The sequence below is a fragment of the Pseudomonas sp. P129 genome, from assembly GCF_020312195.1.
Taxonomy (GTDB): domain Bacteria; phylum Pseudomonadota; class Gammaproteobacteria; order Pseudomonadales; family Pseudomonadaceae; genus Aquipseudomonas; species Aquipseudomonas fragariae.
Window position 1 is genome coordinate 398,762 of the sequence record NZ_JAGPYS010000003.1, and the last position, 19,254, is coordinate 418,015.

General features: G+C 58.7%; 18 protein-coding genes and 1 tRNA gene. 15 read left to right on the top strand and 4 right to left on the bottom strand.

Going from position 1 to position 19,254, the window contains the following annotated elements:
- Nucleotides 1-17: 17 nt before the first annotated feature.
- Together sctV and sctW are read right to left on the bottom strand one after the other, a co-directional pair.
- On the bottom strand, nucleotides 18-2,105 hold the full coding sequence (gene sctV, locus KBY02_RS11565; protein ID WP_225650379.1) for a type III secretion system export apparatus subunit SctV: 2,088 nt from the start codon (nucleotides 2,103-2,105) through the stop codon (nucleotides 18-20).
- Nucleotides 2,105-3,211 carry a type III secretion system gatekeeper subunit SctW gene (gene sctW / locus KBY02_RS11570; protein ID WP_004406523.1) on the bottom strand — a complete coding sequence of 369 codons (1,107 nt, stop codon included), beginning with the start codon at nucleotides 3,209-3,211 and terminating at the stop codon, nucleotides 2,105-2,107. Before sctW ends, sctV begins: the two co-directional genes overlap by 1 nt.
- Nucleotides 3,212-3,250: 39 nt before the next feature.
- On the opposite strand from sctW, the gene KBY02_RS11575 reads away from it, so the two are divergent.
- The 5 genes from KBY02_RS11575 to KBY02_RS11595 all read left to right on the top strand — a co-directional run bounded on the left by KBY02_RS11575 (nucleotide 3,251) and on the right by KBY02_RS11595 (nucleotide 8,079).
- Nucleotides 3,251-3,478: a hypothetical protein gene (locus KBY02_RS11575; RefSeq protein ID WP_141251160.1), complete on the top strand. Its 228-nt coding sequence runs from the start codon at nucleotides 3,251-3,253 to the stop codon at nucleotides 3,476-3,478.
- Nucleotides 3,453-4,007, top strand: coding sequence for an RNA polymerase sigma factor HrpL (gene hrpL, locus KBY02_RS11580; protein ID WP_011266895.1), 555 nt, complete (start codon nucleotides 3,453-3,455; stop codon nucleotides 4,005-4,007). Before KBY02_RS11575 ends, hrpL begins: the two co-directional genes overlap by 26 nt.
- Before the next feature lie 76 nt (nucleotides 4,008-4,083).
- The gene (locus KBY02_RS11585) at nucleotides 4,084-6,390 is read left to right on the top strand and encodes a type III effector HrpK domain-containing protein (protein ID WP_225650381.1); all 2,307 of its coding nucleotides are present in this window, start codon (nucleotides 4,084-4,086) and stop codon (nucleotides 6,388-6,390) included.
- 146 nt (nucleotides 6,391-6,536) lie between these two features.
- Nucleotides 6,537-6,917 carry a type III secretion system chaperone gene (locus tag KBY02_RS11590; protein WP_032656364.1) on the top strand — a complete coding sequence of 127 codons (381 nt, stop codon included), beginning with the start codon at nucleotides 6,537-6,539 and terminating at the stop codon, nucleotides 6,915-6,917.
- Between the two features lie 13 nt (nucleotides 6,918-6,930).
- Nucleotides 6,931-8,079 carry a T3SS effector HopA1 family protein gene (locus KBY02_RS11595; RefSeq protein WP_032656368.1) on the top strand — a complete coding sequence of 383 codons (1,149 nt, stop codon included), beginning with the start codon at nucleotides 6,931-6,933 and terminating at the stop codon, nucleotides 8,077-8,079.
- Between the two features lie 264 nt (nucleotides 8,080-8,343).
- Here KBY02_RS11595 and KBY02_RS11600 read toward each other — a convergent pair.
- Nucleotides 8,344-8,428, bottom strand: a tRNA-Leu gene (locus KBY02_RS11600).
- 117 nt (nucleotides 8,429-8,545) lie between these two features.
- Here KBY02_RS11600 and queA point away from each other — a divergent pair.
- The 6 genes from queA to KBY02_RS11630 all read left to right on the top strand — a co-directional run bounded on the left by queA (nucleotide 8,546) and on the right by KBY02_RS11630 (nucleotide 14,630).
- Entirely contained in the window at nucleotides 8,546-9,610 is a 1,065-nt protein-coding gene (gene queA, locus KBY02_RS11605; protein ID WP_004418793.1) for a tRNA preQ1(34) S-adenosylmethionine ribosyltransferase-isomerase QueA, read from the top strand.
- Nucleotides 9,611-9,624: 14 nt separating this feature from the next.
- A complete protein-coding gene (tgt, locus tag KBY02_RS11610; protein WP_004406509.1) occupies nucleotides 9,625-10,740 on the top strand; it encodes a tRNA guanosine(34) transglycosylase Tgt in 1,116 nt (371 codons plus the stop codon).
- 53 nt (nucleotides 10,741-10,793) lie between these two features.
- Nucleotides 10,794-11,129: a preprotein translocase subunit YajC gene (gene yajC / locus KBY02_RS11615; protein WP_225650382.1), complete on the top strand. Its 336-nt coding sequence runs from the start codon at nucleotides 10,794-10,796 to the stop codon at nucleotides 11,127-11,129.
- A gap of 63 nt (nucleotides 11,130-11,192) precedes the next feature.
- Nucleotides 11,193-13,061, top strand: a complete 1,869-nt coding sequence (gene secD, locus KBY02_RS11620; protein ID WP_225650388.1) for a protein translocase subunit SecD — start codon at nucleotides 11,193-11,195, stop codon at nucleotides 13,059-13,061.
- A gap of 9 nt (nucleotides 13,062-13,070) precedes the next feature.
- Complete coding sequence (gene secF / locus KBY02_RS11625; RefSeq protein WP_004666079.1) at nucleotides 13,071-13,982, top strand: protein translocase subunit SecF; 912 nt, start codon at nucleotides 13,071-13,073, stop codon at nucleotides 13,980-13,982.
- Nucleotides 13,983-14,090: 108 nt separating this feature from the next.
- Nucleotides 14,091-14,630, top strand: coding sequence for a glycine zipper 2TM domain-containing protein (locus KBY02_RS11630; RefSeq protein WP_003421912.1), 540 nt, complete (start codon nucleotides 14,091-14,093; stop codon nucleotides 14,628-14,630).
- Nucleotides 14,631-14,697: 67 nt separating this feature from the next.
- Here KBY02_RS11630 and suhB read toward each other — a convergent pair whose 3' ends face one another.
- A complete protein-coding gene (suhB, locus tag KBY02_RS11635; protein WP_003314166.1) occupies nucleotides 14,698-15,513 on the bottom strand; it encodes an inositol-phosphate phosphatase in 816 nt (271 codons plus the stop codon).
- Between the two features lie 215 nt (nucleotides 15,514-15,728).
- Here suhB and trmJ point away from each other — a divergent pair, with 215 nt between their 5' ends.
- The 4 genes from trmJ (at nucleotide 15,729) to KBY02_RS11655 (ending at nucleotide 19,179) form a co-directional block, all read left to right on the top strand.
- Entirely contained in the window at nucleotides 15,729-16,493 is a 765-nt protein-coding gene (gene trmJ, locus KBY02_RS11640; RefSeq protein ID WP_024642821.1) for a tRNA (cytosine(32)/uridine(32)-2'-O)-methyltransferase TrmJ, read from the top strand.
- A complete protein-coding gene (gene cysE, locus KBY02_RS11645; RefSeq protein WP_003365098.1) occupies nucleotides 16,493-17,269 on the top strand; it encodes a serine O-acetyltransferase in 777 nt (258 codons plus the stop codon). Before trmJ ends, cysE begins: the two co-directional genes overlap by 1 nt.
- Before the next feature lie 159 nt (nucleotides 17,270-17,428).
- Nucleotides 17,429-17,920 carry a Fe-S cluster assembly transcriptional regulator IscR gene (gene iscR / locus KBY02_RS11650; RefSeq protein ID WP_002552474.1) on the top strand — a complete coding sequence of 164 codons (492 nt, stop codon included), beginning with the start codon at nucleotides 17,429-17,431 and terminating at the stop codon, nucleotides 17,918-17,920.
- Between the two features lie 44 nt (nucleotides 17,921-17,964).
- Nucleotides 17,965-19,179, top strand: coding sequence for an IscS subfamily cysteine desulfurase (locus KBY02_RS11655; protein WP_058399004.1), 1,215 nt, complete (start codon nucleotides 17,965-17,967; stop codon nucleotides 19,177-19,179).
- The last annotated feature ends 75 nt before the right edge of the window (nucleotides 19,180-19,254 follow it).

Sequence of the window (19,254 nt, forward strand, 5' to 3'; positions counted from 1 at the left end):
ATTCAGGCCTTGCAGGCTCAGGCAGCGTGCTCGTTGTCCAGCGCCTCGAGATCGTCTTCAAGGTCGAATCGACCCATGACCTTGACCTTGGCCGCGTTGCTGATTTCCGCGAAAGATAGTACGGGTACATGGTAGAACTCCTCCCTCAACAAGGTACGCAGAGGGCTGCGCAGATCCTGTGCCACCAGTAGAACCGCCTGTTCGGGAGCTCGTACCGGGAAGGCAATGTGCAGCTGTTGCACGAGCATCTGGCTGATCTCGTTGCTCAGCGCGAAGAATGTTTCGGTTTGCGTCTGGCGCAGGCCATCACGCAACAACCCCTCGCTTTCCGGCGTCAGCAGCCACACTTGCAGGCCTTCGGCACCGCAGTACTGGTGGTAGATCTGCGACTTGAGCGCAATGCGCACATAGTCGGTCAGCACATTGGTATCGCGTTCATGCTGACAGTGCTCGATCAGGGTTTCGGCAATGACCCGGATCGCCCGCAGCGGCACACACTCCGAGGCCAGGCGTTGCAGGACAGCCGAGAAGCGCGTCAGGGTGAGGACCCGTTGCATTTCCTGAGCGAGTTCCGGTTGCTCGGACTCCAGCCAGCCGAGGATGGCTTTGGTTTCCTGCAAGCCGATGAACTGCGGTGCGCAGGACTGCAATGCGCGCTCCATGCGTTCGATGATCAGGGTCGTGGAACTGACCGGGTTCAATTCGCCGGACTGCTCGGCAGGCAGCCAGACCCATTGATCTTCCTGGCGGTCGGTATTGCCCGGGATGGCTGCCGGAAGGTTTTCACCTTCCAGCTGGCGCGCTTCCACGGCGACATGGCTCTGCGTAAAGGTGGCCTTGAGCATCGGTACGTCATAGACGGTGAAGCGAAACTCGTCCGGGGCAATGTCATCGACGTGCTCGATGATGAACGAAGGCAGGGTCAGGCCGTACTGCACCACCAGACGGTTGCGGCGCTTGCGTATTTCGCTGACCAGCGCTTCGATCTGCGCGCTGTCCTGACCGGGGTGGAATTGCAGCACAAACTGGCGGCTGGGCGAGAAAGTACGCAGGTCTTCCTTGCCGTTCATTTCTGGCGCCACAGTGGCTGTACGTTGCTCATCGGCCTTGGGTTTTGCCCGTTGCAACTGCAGCAGTCCACCGGCACCGCAGATGATCGCGATGGTGATGAAAACACCGGTCGGCATTCCCGGCAGGGCAGCGAAGCCAAGCATGGCCACCGAGGCGATGATCCAGGCCTTGGGCTGACTGGTGATCTGTTCGGCGATCTCGCGGCCGATGTTGGCTTCCACACCCGCCTCGGTGTTGGGCACGCGGGTGATGATCATGCCGCTGGTCACGGAGATCAGCAGCGCCGGAATCTGCGCGATCAGGCCGTCACCGATGGTCAGCACGGTATACAGCTGCAAGGCGTCGCCCGCCGCCATATCGTGTTGCAGCACGCCGATGGAAATGCCGCCGATCATGTTGATGGCAACAATGATCAGGCTGGCGATCGCATCGCCGTTGACGAACTTCATGGCGCCGTCCATCGCACCGAACAACTGGCTTTCCTTGTTCAGTTCGGCGCGTCGTTTACGGGCCTCGTGGACGGTGATCAGGTTGGCGCGCAGGTCACTGTCGATGGACATCTGCTTGCCGGGCATCGCGTCCAGGGTAAAACGCGCACCGACTTCGGCGACCCGTTCCGAACCTTTGGTGATCACCAGAAAGTTGACCACCGTCAGGATCAGGAAGATCACCAGACCCACCGCCAGGTTGCCGCCCACCACGAACTGCCCGAACGCCTCGACGATGTGCCCGGCGTCCTGGTTGAGCAGAATCAGCCGCGTGGTGGAAACCGACAGGGCCAGGCGAAACATCGTGGTCAGCAGCAGCACGGCAGGGAAGGTCGAGAACGCCAGTGGCCTGGGCAGGTGCATCGCCAGCATGATCAGCAGGCAGGAGATGCAGATGTTCACGGCGATCAGCACGTCGATCAAGCCGGTTGGCAGCGGCGTGATCATCATGAACACGATGGCGATCACAAAAAACGCACCGACCAGTTCCGAGCGGCGCATGGCCGACAGCGCGACCATGTTCAGAAAGTTGATGACCCGGTTCATCAGGCAAGCCCCTCGTATAGTTGCTTCTGTTCCTTCTGCGTAAGCTCGGCCATCAGCGTGAGTAGATTATTCAGCGCGGCCTGGCGGCTTTTCAGGTCCCGCCAGAGCAGGATCGGCAACTGCATCAGCATCGGCCGCAGGCCATTGAGAAAGGCCAGCTGGTGTTCGAGCCTGTTGCCCCCGATGTGCTGGGTCAGTTGCAAGGTCTGATTCACATTCATGCCATTGGCCGTCAGGGTCAGCATGTGTTTGAGGAAGGCCGGCGGGTCCACCGTCAGTTTGGGATTCTTTTTGCGCATGCGCCCCAGCAGATGTTCGCAGCCGCGCAGCAACGTAGTGACATGGCGCGCGGTGGTCAGGCCATGCATCAGCGTGCGCAGTTGTTCATGGGAAGCCGACGGGGTAATCGCCGAAAGATCGTCGGCGATGGCGATGCGCATGTCGCGCAGGTTCAGGTCGAACTCGCCGGGTTCCTGTTGCTCGCCAATCAAGGCTTCGATCAAGCCCGTGACATTGGGTTGTCCGGAAACCGCTACGCCATACAGATTGCGCAAGGCCGTGCGGCGCTTGTTATCGATGTTCTGGCGCCCGAAGGCTCTTGCGGTATTGATTCCGGCGCGGGTACGCGGGCCGAATTGGCGGCGCAGATGTTTAAGCGTCTGGGTCAGCGCTACATATTCTGCTTCCGCCCCATCGTCTTCTGCCTGTTTACGCGCTGCCTGCAACACCACGTGAGCCTTGGCAGCGTCACCGTCAGCGAACTCCAGAACCTGTTCCAGATCGGCGTCGTTGTCCTGCAGCAGTTTTTTGCGCAGCAGTCTGGCGGCGTTATCCAGCCCGGTGTCGCTGGCGCTCATCAGCAGCTGATAAAGCTCGCCCAGCTTGACGGCCCGCGACTGCAGCGCGTTCCTGCTCGCGATCAGTTCTCGCTCACGCAGGATCCGGCTGTGCTGCACCAGTGCTGCGGCGAAGCGCGAAACCTGCAGTGACGAGGTGCCTTTTTCATCAGGCAACCCGCCGCCGGGAATCGCTCGCACAGCCGGTGTGATGGCGCGGATTGGCGCTACCGGACGAATGGGCAATGTAGGCGGGGCGACAATTTTCATAGGACGATTCTGGGCCTGGTGTGACCGCTGAGTGGGTCGTTGGCCCGGTTCGGTTCCCTGGTGGCGAAGGCTCAGGCGTTTGTGCCAAAAGCTGCAGAGCTAAAAATCGTGTTGCGCAAAAAAATGTATTACAAAGAATTTCATATTTTAAAATATTTATATAAATCATGTGGTTATGATTATTTTTGGGCTGGCATGGTTATCGCTATAGGACTTGCACTCCATCAATTGAGGCAAGCCCATGCTCCCGAATCTTGTGATCCTTGATGCAACCGAACCACGCCAACCATCGTCGTCCGCCGGTATCCGGCAATTGACGGCCGATCAGGTCCAGATGCTCAGGGCGTTCATCCAGAAGCGGGTGAAGAACGCCGATGATGTGGATGACATCCTGCAATGCGTGTTTCTCGAGGCGTTACGCAATGAGCACAAGTTTCAGCACGCCAGCAAACCGCAAACCTGGTTATGTGGCATTGCGCTGAATCTGATCCGCAATCACTTCCGCAAAATGTATCGCCAGCCCTATCAGGAAAGCTGGGAAGACGAAGTCCATACCGATCTGGAGTGGAACGGCGATATTACTCATCAGGTAGACGGGCACCGGCAGTTGGCACGGGTTATAGAGGCCATCGATTGCCTGCCGACGAACATGCAGAAGGTTCTGGAAGTTTCGCTGGAAATGGACGGCAATTATCAGGAAACCGCCAACACGCTCGGTGTTCCGATCGGCACTGTCCGCTCCCGACTGTCCCGGGCGCGGGTGCAGCTCAAGCAACACATAGATCCGTTCGCCTGAGTGCTCATCTGTCTGGAACCAACTTGCACGCAAAACCACACAGTTGCCATCCCACACCACCACTTGGATGGCAACCATGCGTATATCCAGTTCTCCCAGTCCTGCCCTTGGCAGCATCGTGAATCAACCCACCTCTGGCGAACTGGCTGCTGAGACGCCATTGGCCAAAGCCTCGCTCACGCAGAGCAGCGCAGGTGGTGGTCAGGCTTTTGTGCAGTTCGGCCAGGCCAACGACAGCCCCTCTTCCTTTTCGGGAACCGAGCAAAGCGGCTCATCACTGATGAGTCTGCTGACTCGTAGCAGCAGTAGTGACAGCACCTCCAGCGTCGATCAGGACAGTGATCAGGTGTCTCCGATGACATCGGTTTCGGCCACCGCGAGTGCTTCACCCACGACGGCCTCCAATCCGGCGAATGCCCCGAGCGCTACCGATGCAGCGTTTCTCGATAACTCCGAATACTCTTCGCCCGAGGCGCTCAAGCGCTGGGAACCGATGGTTGCCAACCTGCCGCCCGAAGAGCGCGAGCAGGCCGCCAAAGAACTCAACCGGCCCATCGCCGCAGCCTGGATGGCCAGAGAGCATGGTCCCAACGCCGAAAAGGCGATGGCGTTCATCAATGCCAATCCCGCGTTGAAGACGGCGGTCGACGTCGGCAAGGACGGCGGTAATGCGGATGGCAAAATCACCAACAAAGACCTCAAGGCGTTCGCCAAAAACATGGAGAAGGCTGCCGGCAATGCCGACAAGGACGTGGCCAAGTACATGGAAGATAACCCCGGCGCCGATCCTCAGTCCCTTGAAATGGTGCGCAGCGCAGCGGTGATGCGCGCCAATATGCCGTTGGCGACGGCTGCCGACCCTCATCATGCAGTCGGAGCGGCGGACAAGACCGATGTCGATGGCAATGTCAGCGCCGAGGGTCTGAAAGCGCTGATTAAAAGTAACCCCGGGTTGTCAGGTACGCTCAAACAGTCGTCCAACATGTGGTCGCAGGCGGGCTTCCTCAGCCAGGTGGATGAAGCTGGGCTGACCGGGCGCAAGAAGGCTGCGCATAGCCCCGACCAAGTGTTCGATGCGTCCAATATGAGCGAGTGGATCAGAAAGAGCGCCCCCAAAAATGGTGGCCAGTTCGCCAGCATGCTCAGCGACGCCGCGACGTTGAATTCGGTAGCCGGTATCGATATCAGCAAGCTCAACGCGCAGGTGTTCGAGAAGCCCAAGGCTTACACCGGCGCGCAGAAAGCCGCTGTGATGATCAAGTTGCAGCAGACTCAGCAAAGCGTGATAGCCGGGCGGGATTTGCGCAATACCGTGAAGACCGAGGCGGGCCTTAACGAGCGAATCGCCCAGTTGCAAGCCGATCCCGACGTTCAGGAGTACCTCAACAAAAGCATTCCTGAACAGGAGCGCAGTCTGGTTCGCAGCGATTCAGCGCTGCAAAAGGCCGTGACTGAGCAGGCTCAAAACGTCAATAGCGGAAAGGCCTTGCAAACCGACATGGCAACCGCGGACAAGGCCGTCGACAAACACAACCCCAACCCCGATTACAGCGGCGCCATCACCGGCCTGTCGGTTCAACTGCAACTGCAAAAAGACCTGTTTCCCGATGCTCAGGTGCCCACTGCCCAGCAAGTCTTCAACAATCAGCCTGATGAACTGCAAACGAAGATCGCCGACTCCTACGTTCGCAATTTCAGCGAGGGCGGCGCTCTGAAACAACTGCTTGGCCAGAAAAAGTCTGACGCCGGTGAGTCTCTGCAAACCGCAGATAACCAGAAAGCGGCGTATGAAAGTGTTCTGCCCGCTGATTTCGTTAATGGTGAGCGTGAGAGCTACACGGCCAGCACCCTGTCCGAGCTGCAGAACTCCAAAAAAGGCCGCAAGTTGCTGGAGGGCAAGACCGATGAAGAGGGCGGCCCTTCGCTGGCCGCGCAGCTCGCCGAGCAAGGTATCGGAGGCAAGGCATTCAAATCGGTCATGGGCTTCGCGTCAGTGTCTGACAGACTCGCCAGCGGCGACAAGCTGGGCGCGGCTCAGAGCATCATCGACAGTTCCAGGTTGGGCGCGGAGGCAATCAAGGGCGGCATAGACACCGGCGCGAAAATGATGGGTCGCGAGGCGTCCGCCGGCCTTGGTCGTCTGGGCGGACAGATGATCGGCCGCGCTGTCGGCCTGGTTGCCGGCGAAGCCACAGGACTTGCTGCAGGCGCGGCGCTGGGCGCTGCAATCCCGGTCATCGGCTGGGCCATCGACGGCGCCATGGCGTTGGGTTTTGGTATTTCGGCGATTATCGACGCAGTCAAAAAGCACAAGGCGCAGAAGGCGTTTGATCATAACGTTGACCCGGTGCTGGATCAGTTCGGGATTGACAGGGCGCATTGATGCAATGGAGCAGGGCGGCGGCCTTATCTTCCATCCTGTTCCGAGAATGCGTTGTTTTGCAGACTTCGATGATTAATACCCCGCCTGGGGAAGTGATTTATCGACCTCGTCCATTCGTACAGTGTTCAGGGCACCGAGGTGTATTAATGACTGACCGATTATACAAAACTGTTCTTGCCGACTTATCAACGTCTTTGACGATGCAACCTTTGATGTTCGACGACACAGGCGCTTGCGACGTGTTGGTCGATGAAGAGATTGCGCTGAAAGTGGTCGTGGACCCCGTATTCCAGCGTCTGTTGCTGATCGGACTGATGGACATTTCCCCCGATCTTCCCTTGCAGCGTTTGTTGAGTGGCGCACTTAACCCTCTGTTCAATGATGGCCCCGGGTTGGGGTGGCATGCAGGCAGCGAGCTGTATATCGGCTTTAAGGCAATTCCCAGAGAAAATGTGAGTGTGGTGACGCTCAAGCAGGCGATCGCTGAACTTGTAGAGTGGATAAAAACGTGGCGCGACGCGCATTGAAAGAGGATGAGTCATGAACCCGATACAAACGCGTTTCTCTAACGTCGAAGCACTTAGACATTCAGAGGTGGATGTACAGGAGCTCAAAGCACACGGTCAAATAGAAGTGGGTGGCAAATGCTACGACATTCGCGCGGCTGCCAATAACGACCTGACTGTCCAGCGTTCTGACAAACAGATGGCGATGAGCAAGTTTTTCAAAAAAGCAGGGTTAAGTGGGAGTTCCGGCAGTCAGTCCGATCAAATTGCGCAGGTACTGAATGACAAGCGCGGCTCTTCCGTTCCCCGTCTTATACGCCAGGGGCAGACCCATCTGGGCCGTATGCAATTCAACATCGAAGAGGGGCAAGGCAGTTCGGCCGCCACGTCCGTCCAGAACAGCAGGCTGCCCAATGGCCGCTTGGTAAACAGCAGTATTTTGCAATGGGCCGAAAAGGCGAAAGCCAATGGCAGCACAAGTACCAGTGCTCTTTATCAGATCTACGCAAAAGAACTCCCGCGTGTAGAACTGCTGCCACGCACTGAGCACCGGGCGTGTCTGGCGCATATGTATAAGCTGAACGGTAAGGACGGTATCAGTATTTGGCCGCAGTTTCTGGATGGCGTGCGCGGGTTGCAGCTAAAACATGACACAAAAGTGTTCATGATGAACAACCCCAAAGCAGCGGACGAGTTCTACAAGATCGAACGTTCGGGCACGCAATTTCCGGATGAGGCTGTCAAGGCGCGCCTGACGATAAATGTCAAACCTCAATTCCAGAAGGCCATGGTCGACGCAGCGGTAAGGTTGACCGCTGAGCGTCACGATATCATTACTGCCAAAGTGGCAGGTCCTGCAAAGATTGGCACGATTACAGATGCAGCGGTTTTCTATGTAAGCGGAGATTTTTCCGCTGCGCAGACACTTGTAAAAGAGCTTCAGGCACTGCTCCCTGACGATGCGTTTATCAATCATACGCCAGCTGGAATGCAATCCATGGGCAAGGGGCTGTGTTACGCCGAGCGTACACCGCAGGACAGGACAAGCCACGGAATGTCGCGCGCCAGCATAATCGAGTCGGCACTGGCAGACACCAGCAGGTCGTCACTGGAGAAGAAGCTGCGCAATGCTTTCAAGAGCGCCGGATACAATCCCGACAACCCGGCGTTCAGACTGGAATGAGTATGAATTGCTGAACATCCCAAAAGTCGCGGGCCCAGGACGACGGATCTGAGGGGCCATTCTCAGGCGTATCCGTCCCTTGCTCGAACACAGGCTTGCCGTGAATCTGTTTCATGTTTCAGGCAGCCTGCCCTGACAGAGAAAGGCGTTTTTAGAGATTGAGCCAGGCAGATTTTTTTCAGGAGATGCATGCGGTAAACGACAACAAGACACTTTCCACCAGACGAAAAAAAAGACCTTGAAATTCAAGGTCTTTTTTTAAGGTGGTGCCCCGAGGGAGAATCGAACTCCCACTTCTTTCGAAAACGGATTTTGAATCCGCCGCGTCTACCAATTCCGCCATCAGGGCTCAATGGCGGCGAAGTATAAGGATGAGTTTTCTGTTGGTCAACAGGGATTTACGCAGGTTTTTTACTAATGCCGTCAAACCGGATAAACTTCCCGGCCCTGCTAAACGAACCCGATCATGCGCGTCGCTGACTTTACCTTCGAACTCCCCGATTCCCTGATTGCTCGCCATCCACTGGCCGAGCGTCGCAGCAGTCGTCTGTTGACCCTCGATGGGCCGACGGGCGCGCTGGCACATCGTCAATTCACCGATTTGCTCGAGCATTTGCGCCCGGGCGACTTGATGGTGTTCAACAATACCCGGGTCATTCCTGCACGCCTGTTCGGGCAGAAAGCCTCCGGCGGCAAGCTGGAGATTCTGGTCGAGCGCGTGCTGGACAGCCATCGTGTGCTGGCGCATGTGCGATCGAGCAAGTCGCCCAAGCCTGGCTCGTCGATTCTGATCGATGGCGGTGGCGAGGCCGAGATGGTGGCGCGGCATGATGCGCTGTTCGAGCTGCGTTTCGCCGAAGAGGTGCTGCCGTTGCTGGAGCGTGTCGGCCACATGCCGTTGCCTCCTTATATAGACCGTCCGGATGAAGGTGCGGATCGCGAGCGCTATCAGACCGTTTACGCGCAGCGTGCCGGTGCGGTGGCTGCGCCGACTGCCGGCCTGCATTTCGATCAGCCGCTGCTCGAGGCGATTGCTGCCAAGGGCGTGGAAACCGCGTTCGTCACTCTGCATGTCGGCGCAGGGACGTTCCAGCCGGTGCGCGTCGAGCAGATCGAAGATCATCACATGCACAGCGAATGGCTGGAAGTTGGCCAGGACGTGGTCGACGCCGTCGCCGCGTGCCGTGCACGGGGCGGGCGGGTGATTGCCGTCGGGACCACCAGCGTGCGCTCGCTGGAGAGTGCCGCGCGTGATGGCGAACTGAAGCCGTTCAGTGGCGATACCGACATCTTCATCTATCCAGGCCGGCCGTTTCACGTGGTCGATGCCCTGGTGACCAATTTCCATTTGCCTGAATCCACGCTGTTGATGCTGGTTTCGGCGTTCGCCGGTTATCCCGAGACGATGGCGGCCTACGCGGCGGCCATCGAGCACGGCTACCGCTTCTTCAGTTACGGTGATGCGATGTTCATCACCCGCAATCCCGCGCCGACGGCCCCACAGGAATCGGCACCAGAGGATCACGCATGAGTCGCACCTGTCGTATGTCTTTCGAGTTGTTGGCCACCGATGGCAAGGCCCGTCGCGGTCGGCTGACCTTTCCGCGTGGTGTGGTGGAAACCCCGGCGTTCATGCCGGTGGGCACCTATGGCACGGTCAAGGGCATGCTGCCCCGTGATATCGAGGCGACCGGCGCGCAGATGATTCTGGGCAATACGTTTCACCTGTGGCTGCGTCCGGGGACCGAAGTCATCAAGGGCCACGGCGACCTGCACGATTTCATGCAGTGGAAGGGGCCGATTCTGACCGACTCCGGCGGTTTTCAGGTGTTCAGCCTGGGCGCCATGCGCAAGATCAAGGAAGAGGGCGTGACGTTTGCCTCGCCGGTCGATGGTGCCAAGGTGTTCATGGGGCCGGAAGAGTCGATGCAGGTCCAGCGTGATCTGGGTTCGGACGTGGTGATGATCTTCGACGAATGCACGCCGTACCCGGCCGACGAAGATGTGGCGCGTGTCTCGATGGAGCTGTCGCTGCGCTGGGCCAAGCGTTCCAAGATCGCCCACGGCGAAAACACCGCCGCGCTGTTCGGCATCGTTCAGGGCGGCATGCACGAGAACCTGCGCAAGCGCTCGCTGGAAGGCCTGGACGAAATCGGTTTCGACGGCTTGGCGATTGGCGGTCTGTCGGTGGGCGAGCCCAAGCACGAGATGATCAAGGTGCTGGACTACCTGCCAGGCCTCATGCCGGCAGACAAACCTCGTTACCTGATGGGTGTAGGCAAGCCGGAAGATCTGGTCGAAGGTGTGCGCCGTGGCGTCGACATGTTCGACTGCGTGATGCCGACCCGTAACGCTCGCAACGGCCATCTGTTCACCGATACCGGTGTATTGAAAATCCGTAACGCGTTCCATCGTCACGACAATTCGCCGCTGGATCCGACCTGCGATTGCTACACCTGCCAGAACTTCTCGCGCGCTTATCTGCATCACCTGGACAAGTGCGGGGAAATGCTGGGGAGCATGCTCAATACAATCCACAATTTGCGGCACTACCAGCTGCTTATGGCTGGTTTGCGCGAGGCTATTCAACAGGGTACATTGGCCGCCTTCGTCGATGCCTTCTATGCCAAACGCGGCCTCCCAACGCCGCCTCTGGGCTGAAACAGAACGAGTTTTTCCTGCTTTTTATACTAATTATGTAACTGGAGCGACAAATGAGCTTTTTCATCTCTCCCGCTTTTGCGGATGCTGCTGCACCGGCTGCCGGTCCTGCGGGCAGTGGTTTCGAGTGGATTTTCCTGGTCGGCTTCCTGGTCATCTTCTACCTGATGATCTGGCGTCCACAGGCCAAGCGTGCCAAAGAGCAGAAAAACCTGCTGGGTAACCTGCAGAAAGGCGACGAAGTTATCACCAGTGGCGGTATCGCGGGCAAGATCAACAAAGTGACCGATGACTTCGTGGTTATCGAAGTGTCTGACACCGTTGAGCTGAAAATCCAGAAAGGCGCCATCGCGGCCACTCTGCCTAAAGGCACCCTGAAAGCGATCTGAGCAACAACTTTTTACCCATCGACGGGGCGCGCAAGGCGCCCCGCGTTTTAAGCGGGCGGCGTGATGCTGAACAAATACCCTCTGTGGAAATACGTACTGATCCTGGCGGTGCTGGTGGTCGGTTTTATTTATTCCGCACCCAATCTCTACCCTGATGATTCTGCCATCCAGATCAGCGGCGCAAGCACTGCGCTGCAAGTCAATCAGGCGGACGTGGATCGTGCAGCCAAGGCGCTTGCCGATGCCGGCATCTCGGTCAAGGCTTCTTCTCTGGCCGAGAATGGCAAGGGCGGTTTGTTGCGTCTGAGCAAGCAGGAAGACCAGTTGCCAGCCAAGGATGTCGTGCGCAAGGCGTTGGGTGACGACTATGTCGTTGCACTGAACCTGGCGCGTACCACGCCGACCTGGTTGCGTAACCTGGGTGCAAGCCCGATGAAGCTCGGTCTCGACCTGTCCGGCGGTGTGCACTTCCTGCTGGAAGTCGACATGGACAAGGCGATCGATGCACGTCTGAAAGTCTACGAAGGCGAAGTCAAATCCCTGTTGCGCAAGGAAAAGGTGCGTTATCGCAGCCTGCCGCAGCTGGGCAATGTGATTCAGCTGGGCTTCACCGACGATGCAGAGCGCGAGCAGGCTCGTGCACTGGTGCGCAAGAGCTTTACCGATTTCGAAATCACGCCTGCCGAGCTGAACGGTATCCCTGTACTGCGCATGGCGCTGACGCCGGCCAAGCTGGCCGAGATTCGTGAATACTCGATCAAGCAGAACCTGACCACCGTCCGTAACCGGGTCAACGAGCTGGGCGTTGCCGAGCCGTTGGTTCAGCGCCAGGGTGCCAACCGCATCGTGGTCGAGTTGCCGGGTGTGCAGGATACGGCCGAAGCCAAGCGTATTCTGGGCAAGACCGCCAACCTCGAATTCCGTCTGGGTGCAGGCCCGGATGATTCGAAAGGCACCACCGAGATGTTCGAATTCCGCGAAGGCGGTCGTCCGGCAGCGGCGGTGGAGCGTGGTCTGATCATTACCGGTGATCAGGTGACTGACGCCAAGGCCAGCTTCGACGAGCATGGTCGTCCACAGGTGAACATCAACCTCGATGGTCATGGTGGCGAACTGATGAGCCGTGCAACCCGCAGCAATGTGGGACGCAGCATGGCGGTGATCTTCATCGAACAGCGTCCGACCACCACCTACACCAAGCAGATGGTCGACGGTGTCGAGAAAGACGTGCCGGTGCAGACCTTCAAGGAAGACAAGAAAATCATCAGCCTGGCGACCATCCAGTCGCCACTGGGCAGTCAGTTCCGGATTACCGGTCTGAACGGTCAGGGTGAATCTTCCGAGCTGGCGCTGCTGTTGCGTGCCGGTGGTCTGGCGGCACCGATGTACTTCGCCGAAGAGCGCACCATTGGTCCTAGCCTGGGTGCCGACAACATCACCAAGGGTATCGACGCTTCCCTGTGGGGCATGCTGTTCGTCTCGATCTTCATCATGGCGATCTACCGTTTCTTCGGTCTGATCGCGACTGTCGCACTGGCCCTGAACATGGTCATGCTGCTGGCCTTGATGTCCTTGCTGGGGGCAACGCTGACCCTGCCGGGTATCGCCGGTATCGTGTTGACCATGGGTATGGCGGTGGACGCCAACGTGCTGATCTTCTCGCGGATTCGTGAGGAGATCGCCAACGGCATGACGGTCCAGCGTGCTATCAACGAAGGTTTCGATCGTGCCTACACGGCGATCCTCGACGCCAACCTGACGACGCTGCTGGTCGGCGGCATCCTCTTTGCAATGGGCACCGGCCCGGTCAAAGGGTTTGCGGTGACCATGTCGCTCGGGATCTTTACCTCGATGTTCACGGCCATCATGGTGACCCGCGCTATGGTCAACCTGATCTACGGCGGTCGTGACTTCAAGAAGTTGTGGATTTAAGGGGCTGCCATGTTACGTACCATCAACTTCATGGGCGTTCGCAATGTTGCGTTCGCCATCACGATGCTCCTTACCGCACTGGCGTTGTTCAGCTGGTTCCATAAAGGGCTCAACTTTGGTCTGGACTTCACCGGCGGTACGCTCATCGAGCTGACCTACGAACGTCCCGCCGACCTGGGCAAGGTCCGTCAGGAGCTGGTTTCGGCGGGCTATCACGAAGCCGTTGTACAGAGCTTCGGCGCCACCACTGACTTGCTGGTGCGCATGCCGGGTGAAGACCCGCAACTGGGCACTCAGGTTGCCGAGGCGCTGCGCAAGGCCGGTGCCGATAACCCGGCAGTGGTCAAGCGTGTCGAATTCGTCGGCCCGCAGGTGGGTGAAGAGCTGCGCGATCAGGGCGGCCTCGGCATGCTGATGGCGCTGGGCGGTGTTCTGATCTACCTGGCATTCCGCTTCCAGTGGAAATTCGCCGTCGGGGCGATCATCTCGCTGATCCACGACGTGGTGGTGACGATGGGTATCCTGTCGTTCTTCCAGATCACCTTCGACCTGACGGTGCTGGCGGCGGTGCTGGCGATCATCGGTTACTCGCTGAACGACACCATCGTGGTCTTCGACCGGGTACGCGAAAACTTCCGCCTGCTGCGCAAGGCTTCGCTGATCGAGAACATCAACATCTCCACCACCCAGACACTGCTGCGCACCATTGCCACCTCGGTTTCGACCCTGCTGGCGATCGTGGCATTGTGGGCATTTGGCGGCGACAGCCTGGAAGGCTTCTCCATCGCGTTGTTCATCGGTGTGCTGGCGGGTACCTACTCGTCCATCTACATCGCCAACGTGGTGCTGATCTGGCTGAACCTGACCACCGAGGACCTGATTCCTCCAGTGGTCGTCGAGAAGGCTGACGACCTGCCGTAGATCCGGCCATCATAAAAAAGGCGCGAGTGCTGAACTCGCGCCTTTTTTTATGCTCCAAGGCTAGGCATTGCGCAGCCATGCTGCGTTTCGATTGGTCAGGAGGTTCAAGTGAACAAGTCTATGCTTGTTGGTGCTGTGTTAGGTGCTGCTGTCGTGACTGCTGGCGGCGCCGTTGCCACCTATAGCTTGGTCAAGGGTGGTCCTGAGTATGCGGATGTATTGGCGGTAGAGCCGATCAACCAGCAGATCAAAACCCCCCGTGAAGTTTGCAAGGACGTAACCGTTACCCGTCAGGCGCCGGTCAAGGACCAGCATCAGATCGTCGGTAGCGTGATTGGCGCGGTTGCCGGTGGTTTGCTCGGCAATCAGGTCGGCGGTGGTAATGGCAAGAAAATCGCCACGGTCGCGGGCGCGCTCGGCGGTGGGTATGCCGGTAACAAGGTTCAGGAAGGCATGCAGGAGCGTGACACCTACACCACTACGCAGAACCGCTGCACGACGGTCAACGATGTGAGCGACAAGGTTGTGGGCTACAACGTCAAATACAAGTTGAATGAGAAGGTCGGTCAGGTTCGTATGGAGCGTGATCCGGGTAGCCAGATTCCGGTCGACAAGAACGGTCAGCTGATACTGGGTCAGGCGCAATAACGCCAGTCGCTGAGTTTCACAAGACATAAAAAAAACCGGCTTGCGCCGGTTTTTTTATGCCTGCCGCTTAACGCTTGAGCGAAGCTGGCAGGTGCGGTGCGATCGCGGTCAGAACCGCCTTGAAGCACTTGGTATTGCCGGCAACGATGTGGCCTTTCTCGAGGAAGTCGTGACCGCCGGTGAAGTCGCTGACCAGGCCGCCTGCTTCCTGAATGAGCAGGGCGCCCGCAGCCATGTCCCACTCGGACAGGCCTGACTCCCAGAACGCATCGAAGCGACCAGCAGCAACATAAGCCAGGTCGAGGCTGGCAGCGCCTGCGCGGCGGATGCCGGCGGTCTGGCCTACCAGGCTGCGGAACATACCCAGGTAGTTCTCGATGTTGTCCATCTGGTTGTCACGAAACGGGAAGCCGGTGCCGAGCAGGGCGCCTTCCAGGCTCTTGCGCTGGCTGACGCGCAGGCGGCGACCGTTCAGGGCTGCGCCACGACCACGGCTGGCGGTGAATTCTTCCTGGCGGACCGGATCGAGAACCACGGCGTGCTCGAGGCGGCCGCGGTATTTGCAGGCGATGCTGACAGCAAAGTGCGGGATGCCGCGAACGAAGTTGGTGGTGCCGTCCAGTGGATCGATGATCCACAGGTAGTCGGTGCCTTCGCCGCTGCCTTCGTGCAGGCCGCTTTCTTCGCCGAGAATGCCGTGAGTCGGGTAGGCCTTGCGCAGAGCGGTGATGATGCTTTGCTCGGCAGCGCGGTCGATCTCTGTGACGTAGTCTTTGGCTTCTTTTTCGTCAACCTTGATGGTATCCAGGCGCTCGATGGAGCGGAAAATCAATTCGCTGGCGCTGCGGGCGGCGCGCAGCGCGATATTCAGCATGGGCTGCATGGATAATTCACCTAAGGTTGTTAAAGAGAGCCGGGCATTCTATGGGCTGATTCGAATTATTTCCAGCCTTGCGTTGTTACGGTTGTCGGGTTCGTGTGTGTTTTTTTGCGTCCGGCGCGGTCGCTTCTGCGGTTGCGGTCCGCACAGCTTCATAGCGTTAGCCGAGCCGTTTCTGTAAGATTTGCCCCCCTAATTCGTGTCAGTGAGCGTTCGCTTTGTTGCAGAACATTCGTGTTGTCCTGGTCGGCACTACCCATCCCGGAAATATCGGCGGGGCGGCTCGCGCCATGAAAAACATGGGGCTTTCGCGTCTGGTGCTGGTCGATCCGCGGATCTTCCCTTCGCCCGATGCCGATGCGCGTGCGTCCGGCGCTACCGACATCCTCGAGGGCGCGCAGGTGGTGGCGACCCTCGAAGAAGCGCTGGTCGGCTGCCGTCTGGTGCTGGGCACCAGCGCGCGGGATCGAAGCCTGCCGTGGCCCATGCTGGATCCGCGCGCCTCGGGTGAAAAAGTCATCGAGCAGGCCGGTGAGGGCGCCGAGGTGGCGCTGGTGTTCGGTCGTGAGCACGCGGGCTTGACCAACGAAGAGCTGCAGCGCTGCCACTTCCATGTGCACATCCCGTCTGACCCTGTGTTCAGTTCGCTCAATCTGGCGGCTGCCGTACAGGTGCTCAGTTATGAGGTGCGCGTGGCCTGGCTGGCTGCGGCGGAGCAGGGCGAGGCTTCCAAGCCCGCCTCGGCGCACAATGCCGAGCTGGCGACGATGGACGAAATGGAAGGTTTCTACACCCATCTTGAGGCCACGCTTGTGGCTATCGGCTTTCTTGATCCGGAAAAGCCGCGGCATCTGATGGCCCGGCTGCGCAGACTGTACGGGCGTAGCGAAGTCGAACGTTCCGAGCTGAGTATCCTGCGCGGTGTGCTCACCGAAACCCAGAAAGCCGCACGCGGTGAACCCTACAAGCGAAAGGATCAGTGATGTTCGAGCGTCTGCGAGAAGACATTCAAAGCGTGTTCCACCGCGATCCCGCAGCGCGCAACGCCTTTGAAGTCCTGACCTGCTATCCGGGGATGCACGCGATCTGGCTGCACCGCTTCGCCCACATTCTGTGGCGCAACGGCTGGAAATGGCCAGCGCGGGTAGTCTCGAACTTCGGCCGCTGGATGACCGGTATCGAGATCCATCCGGGTGCGCGCATCGGTCGCCGCTTTTTTATCGACCACGGCATGGGCATCGTGATTGGCGAGACCGCCGAGATCGGCAATGACGTCACCCTCTATCAGGGTGTGACCCTGGGCGGCACCAGTTGGAATGCCGGCAAGCGCCATCCGACGCTGGAAGACGGTGTGGTGGTCGGGGCGGGTGCCAAGGTACTTGGGCCGTTCACTGTCGGCGCCGGCGCCAAGATTGGCTCCAACGCAGTGGTCACCAAGGCTGTGCCTGCGGGCGCAACCGCAGTGGGCATCCCGGGGCGGATCATCGTCAAGTCGGACGACGAGGTTGAGGCCAGGCGCAAAGCCATGGCCGAGAAGCTCGGCTTCGACGCGTACGGTGTCAGTGCAGATATGCCTGATCCGGTCGCGCGCGCCATTGGCCAGCTGCTTGACCATTTGCAGGCTGTCGACGGCCGTCTTGAAGGCATGTGCGATGCGCTCGGCAGGCTTGGCAGCGATTACCGCGCCAAGGAGCTGCCGGAGTTGCGCGACGAGGTTTTCGACTGCGTCAAGGACTGCCAGGAAGGCAAGGTCGGCTAGCGCTCACGACGGGCAAGGTGCGTGCCATTACGCCGCACCTTTGCTATGATGCAGCCCGCACTTTTCGCTAATCCCGACTGTTTTACTTGGTCTAATAGTTGACTCTTTTACTCGGGAATAGCATACTCGCTCTCATTCCGAACCTCTGCGGTATACGCCATGCGACTGACTACTAAAGGCCGATACGCTGTAACAGCCATGCTTGACCTGGCGTTGCATGCGCAGAACGGGCCAGTGTCTCTGGCCGACATCTCCGAGCGGCAGGGTATTTCCCTGTCCTACCTCGAGCAGCTGTTCGCCAAGCTGCGTCGCGGCAATCTGGTTTCCAGTGTTCGTGGTCCGGGTGGTGGTTACCAGCTGTCGCGCGACATGAAAGGCATCCAGGTTGCTCAGGTTGTCGATGCAGTCAATGAATCGGTCGATGCTACGCGGTGTCAGGGTCTGGGCGATTGCCACGCCGGCGATACCTGCCTGACCCATCACTTGTGGTGCGACCTGAGCCAGCAGATTCACGAATTTCTAAGCGGTATCAGCTTGGCGGATCTTGTCACTCGCCGTGAGGTACAAGAAGTCGCTCAGCGCCAGGATATGCGCCGTGGTCATAATCACATGTCGCAACTGGGTAAGATCGAAACGTCCGCCGTCGAATGAACGCAGATGAATGAGCGGTGCGCCTGCCTGATAGGAGAGCTTCAATGAAATTGCCAATTTACCTCGACTACTCCGCGACGACCCCGGTCGATCCGCGCGTGGCGCAGAAAATGATCGATTGCCTGACCGTCGAAGGAAACTTCGGCAACCCGGCCTCGCGCTCCCACGTCTTTGGCTGGAAAGCCGAAGAAGCGGTCGAGAACGCCCGTCGTCAGGTCGCTGATCTGGTCAACGCCGATCCGCGCGAAATCGTCTGGACCTCGGGTGCTACCGAATCCAACAACCTGGCTATCAAGGGTGTTGCGCATTTCTATGCCAGCAAAGGCAAGCACCTGATCACCTCCAAGGTTGAACACAAGGCTGTCCTCGACACCACTCGCCAGCTGGAACGCGAAGGTTTCGAAGTGACCTACATCGAGCCCGGTGAAGACGGTCTGATCACGCCTGCCATGATTGAAGCGGCACTGCGCGACGACACTATTCTGGTTTCGATCATGCATGTGAACAACGAGATCGGCACGATCAACGATATTGCCGCGATCGGTGAACTGACCCGTTCGCGCGGTGTGCTGTTCCACGTCGATGGCGCGCAGTCGACCGGCAAGGTTGAAATCGATCTGGCCAGCCTCAAGGTTGACCTGATGTCGTTCTCTGCGCACAAGACCTACGGCCCTAAAGGCATCGGCGCGCTCTACGTCAGCCGCAAGCCACGTGTTCGCCTGGAAGCGACCATGCACGGCGGCGGTCATGAGCGTGGCATGCGTTCCGGCACCCTGGCGACCCATCAGATCGTCGGCATGGGCGAAGCATTCCGTATCGCCAAGGAAGAAATGGCTGCTGAAAACGTGCGCATCAAGGCACTCAGCGATCGTTTCTTCAAGCAGGTCGAAAATCTGGAAGAGCTGTACGTCAACGGCAGCCTGACTGCCCGCGTACCGCACAACCTGAACCTGAGCTTCAACTATGTCGAAGGCGAGTCGCTGATCATGGCGCTCAAGGATCTGGCGGTATCGTCCGGTTCGGCCTGTACCTCGGCCTCGCTTGAGCCTTCGTACGTGCTGCGTGCCCTGGGTCGCAACGATGAGCTGGCACACAGCTCGATTCGTTTCACCTTCGGCCGGTTCAGCACCGAAGAAGAAATCGATTATGCCGCGCATAAGGTTTGCGAGGCGGTTACCCGGCTGCGCACCCTTTCGCCGCTGTGGGACATGTTCAAAGACGGCGTCGACATCTCCAAGATCGAGTGGGCGGCGCACTAATTTAAAGTCGCCTCCAATACAGGTCATGCGCAATTGCGCGTGACCTGCAGAGCGACTCCCTGATGTGAGAGGAAT

Excerpts from the sequence above, each read along its gene's own strand:
- sctV (WP_225650379.1), bottom strand. The coding sequence starts at position 2,105 with ATGAACCGGGTCATCAACTTTCTGAACATGGTCGCGCTGTCGGCCATG.
- sctW (WP_004406523.1), bottom strand. The coding sequence starts at position 3,211 with ATGAAAATTGTCGCCCCGCCTACATTGCCCATTCGTCCGGTAGCGCCA.
- hrpL (WP_011266895.1), top strand. The coding sequence starts at position 3,453 with ATGCTCCCGAATCTTGTGATCCTTGATGCAACCGAACCACGCCAACCA.
- KBY02_RS11585 (WP_225650381.1), top strand. The coding sequence starts at position 4,084 with ATGCGTATATCCAGTTCTCCCAGTCCTGCCCTTGGCAGCATCGTGAAT.
- KBY02_RS11590 (WP_032656364.1), top strand. The coding sequence starts at position 6,537 with ATGACTGACCGATTATACAAAACTGTTCTTGCCGACTTATCAACGTCT.
- KBY02_RS11595 (WP_032656368.1), top strand. The coding sequence starts at position 6,931 with ATGAACCCGATACAAACGCGTTTCTCTAACGTCGAAGCACTTAGACAT.
- queA (WP_004418793.1), top strand. The coding sequence starts at position 8,546 with ATGCGCGTCGCTGACTTTACCTTCGAACTCCCCGATTCCCTGATTGCT.
- tgt (WP_004406509.1), top strand. The coding sequence starts at position 9,625 with ATGTCTTTCGAGTTGTTGGCCACCGATGGCAAGGCCCGTCGCGGTCGG.
- yajC (WP_225650382.1), top strand. The coding sequence starts at position 10,794 with ATGAGCTTTTTCATCTCTCCCGCTTTTGCGGATGCTGCTGCACCGGCT.
- secD (WP_225650388.1), top strand. The coding sequence starts at position 11,193 with ATGCTGAACAAATACCCTCTGTGGAAATACGTACTGATCCTGGCGGTG.
- secF (WP_004666079.1), top strand. The coding sequence starts at position 13,071 with ATGTTACGTACCATCAACTTCATGGGCGTTCGCAATGTTGCGTTCGCC.
- suhB (WP_003314166.1), bottom strand. The coding sequence starts at position 15,513 with ATGCAGCCCATGCTGAATATCGCGCTGCGCGCCGCCCGCAGCGCCAGC.
- cysE (WP_003365098.1), top strand. The coding sequence starts at position 16,493 with ATGTTCGAGCGTCTGCGAGAAGACATTCAAAGCGTGTTCCACCGCGAT.
- iscR (WP_002552474.1), top strand. The coding sequence starts at position 17,429 with ATGCGACTGACTACTAAAGGCCGATACGCTGTAACAGCCATGCTTGAC.
- KBY02_RS11655 (WP_058399004.1), top strand. The coding sequence starts at position 17,965 with ATGAAATTGCCAATTTACCTCGACTACTCCGCGACGACCCCGGTCGAT.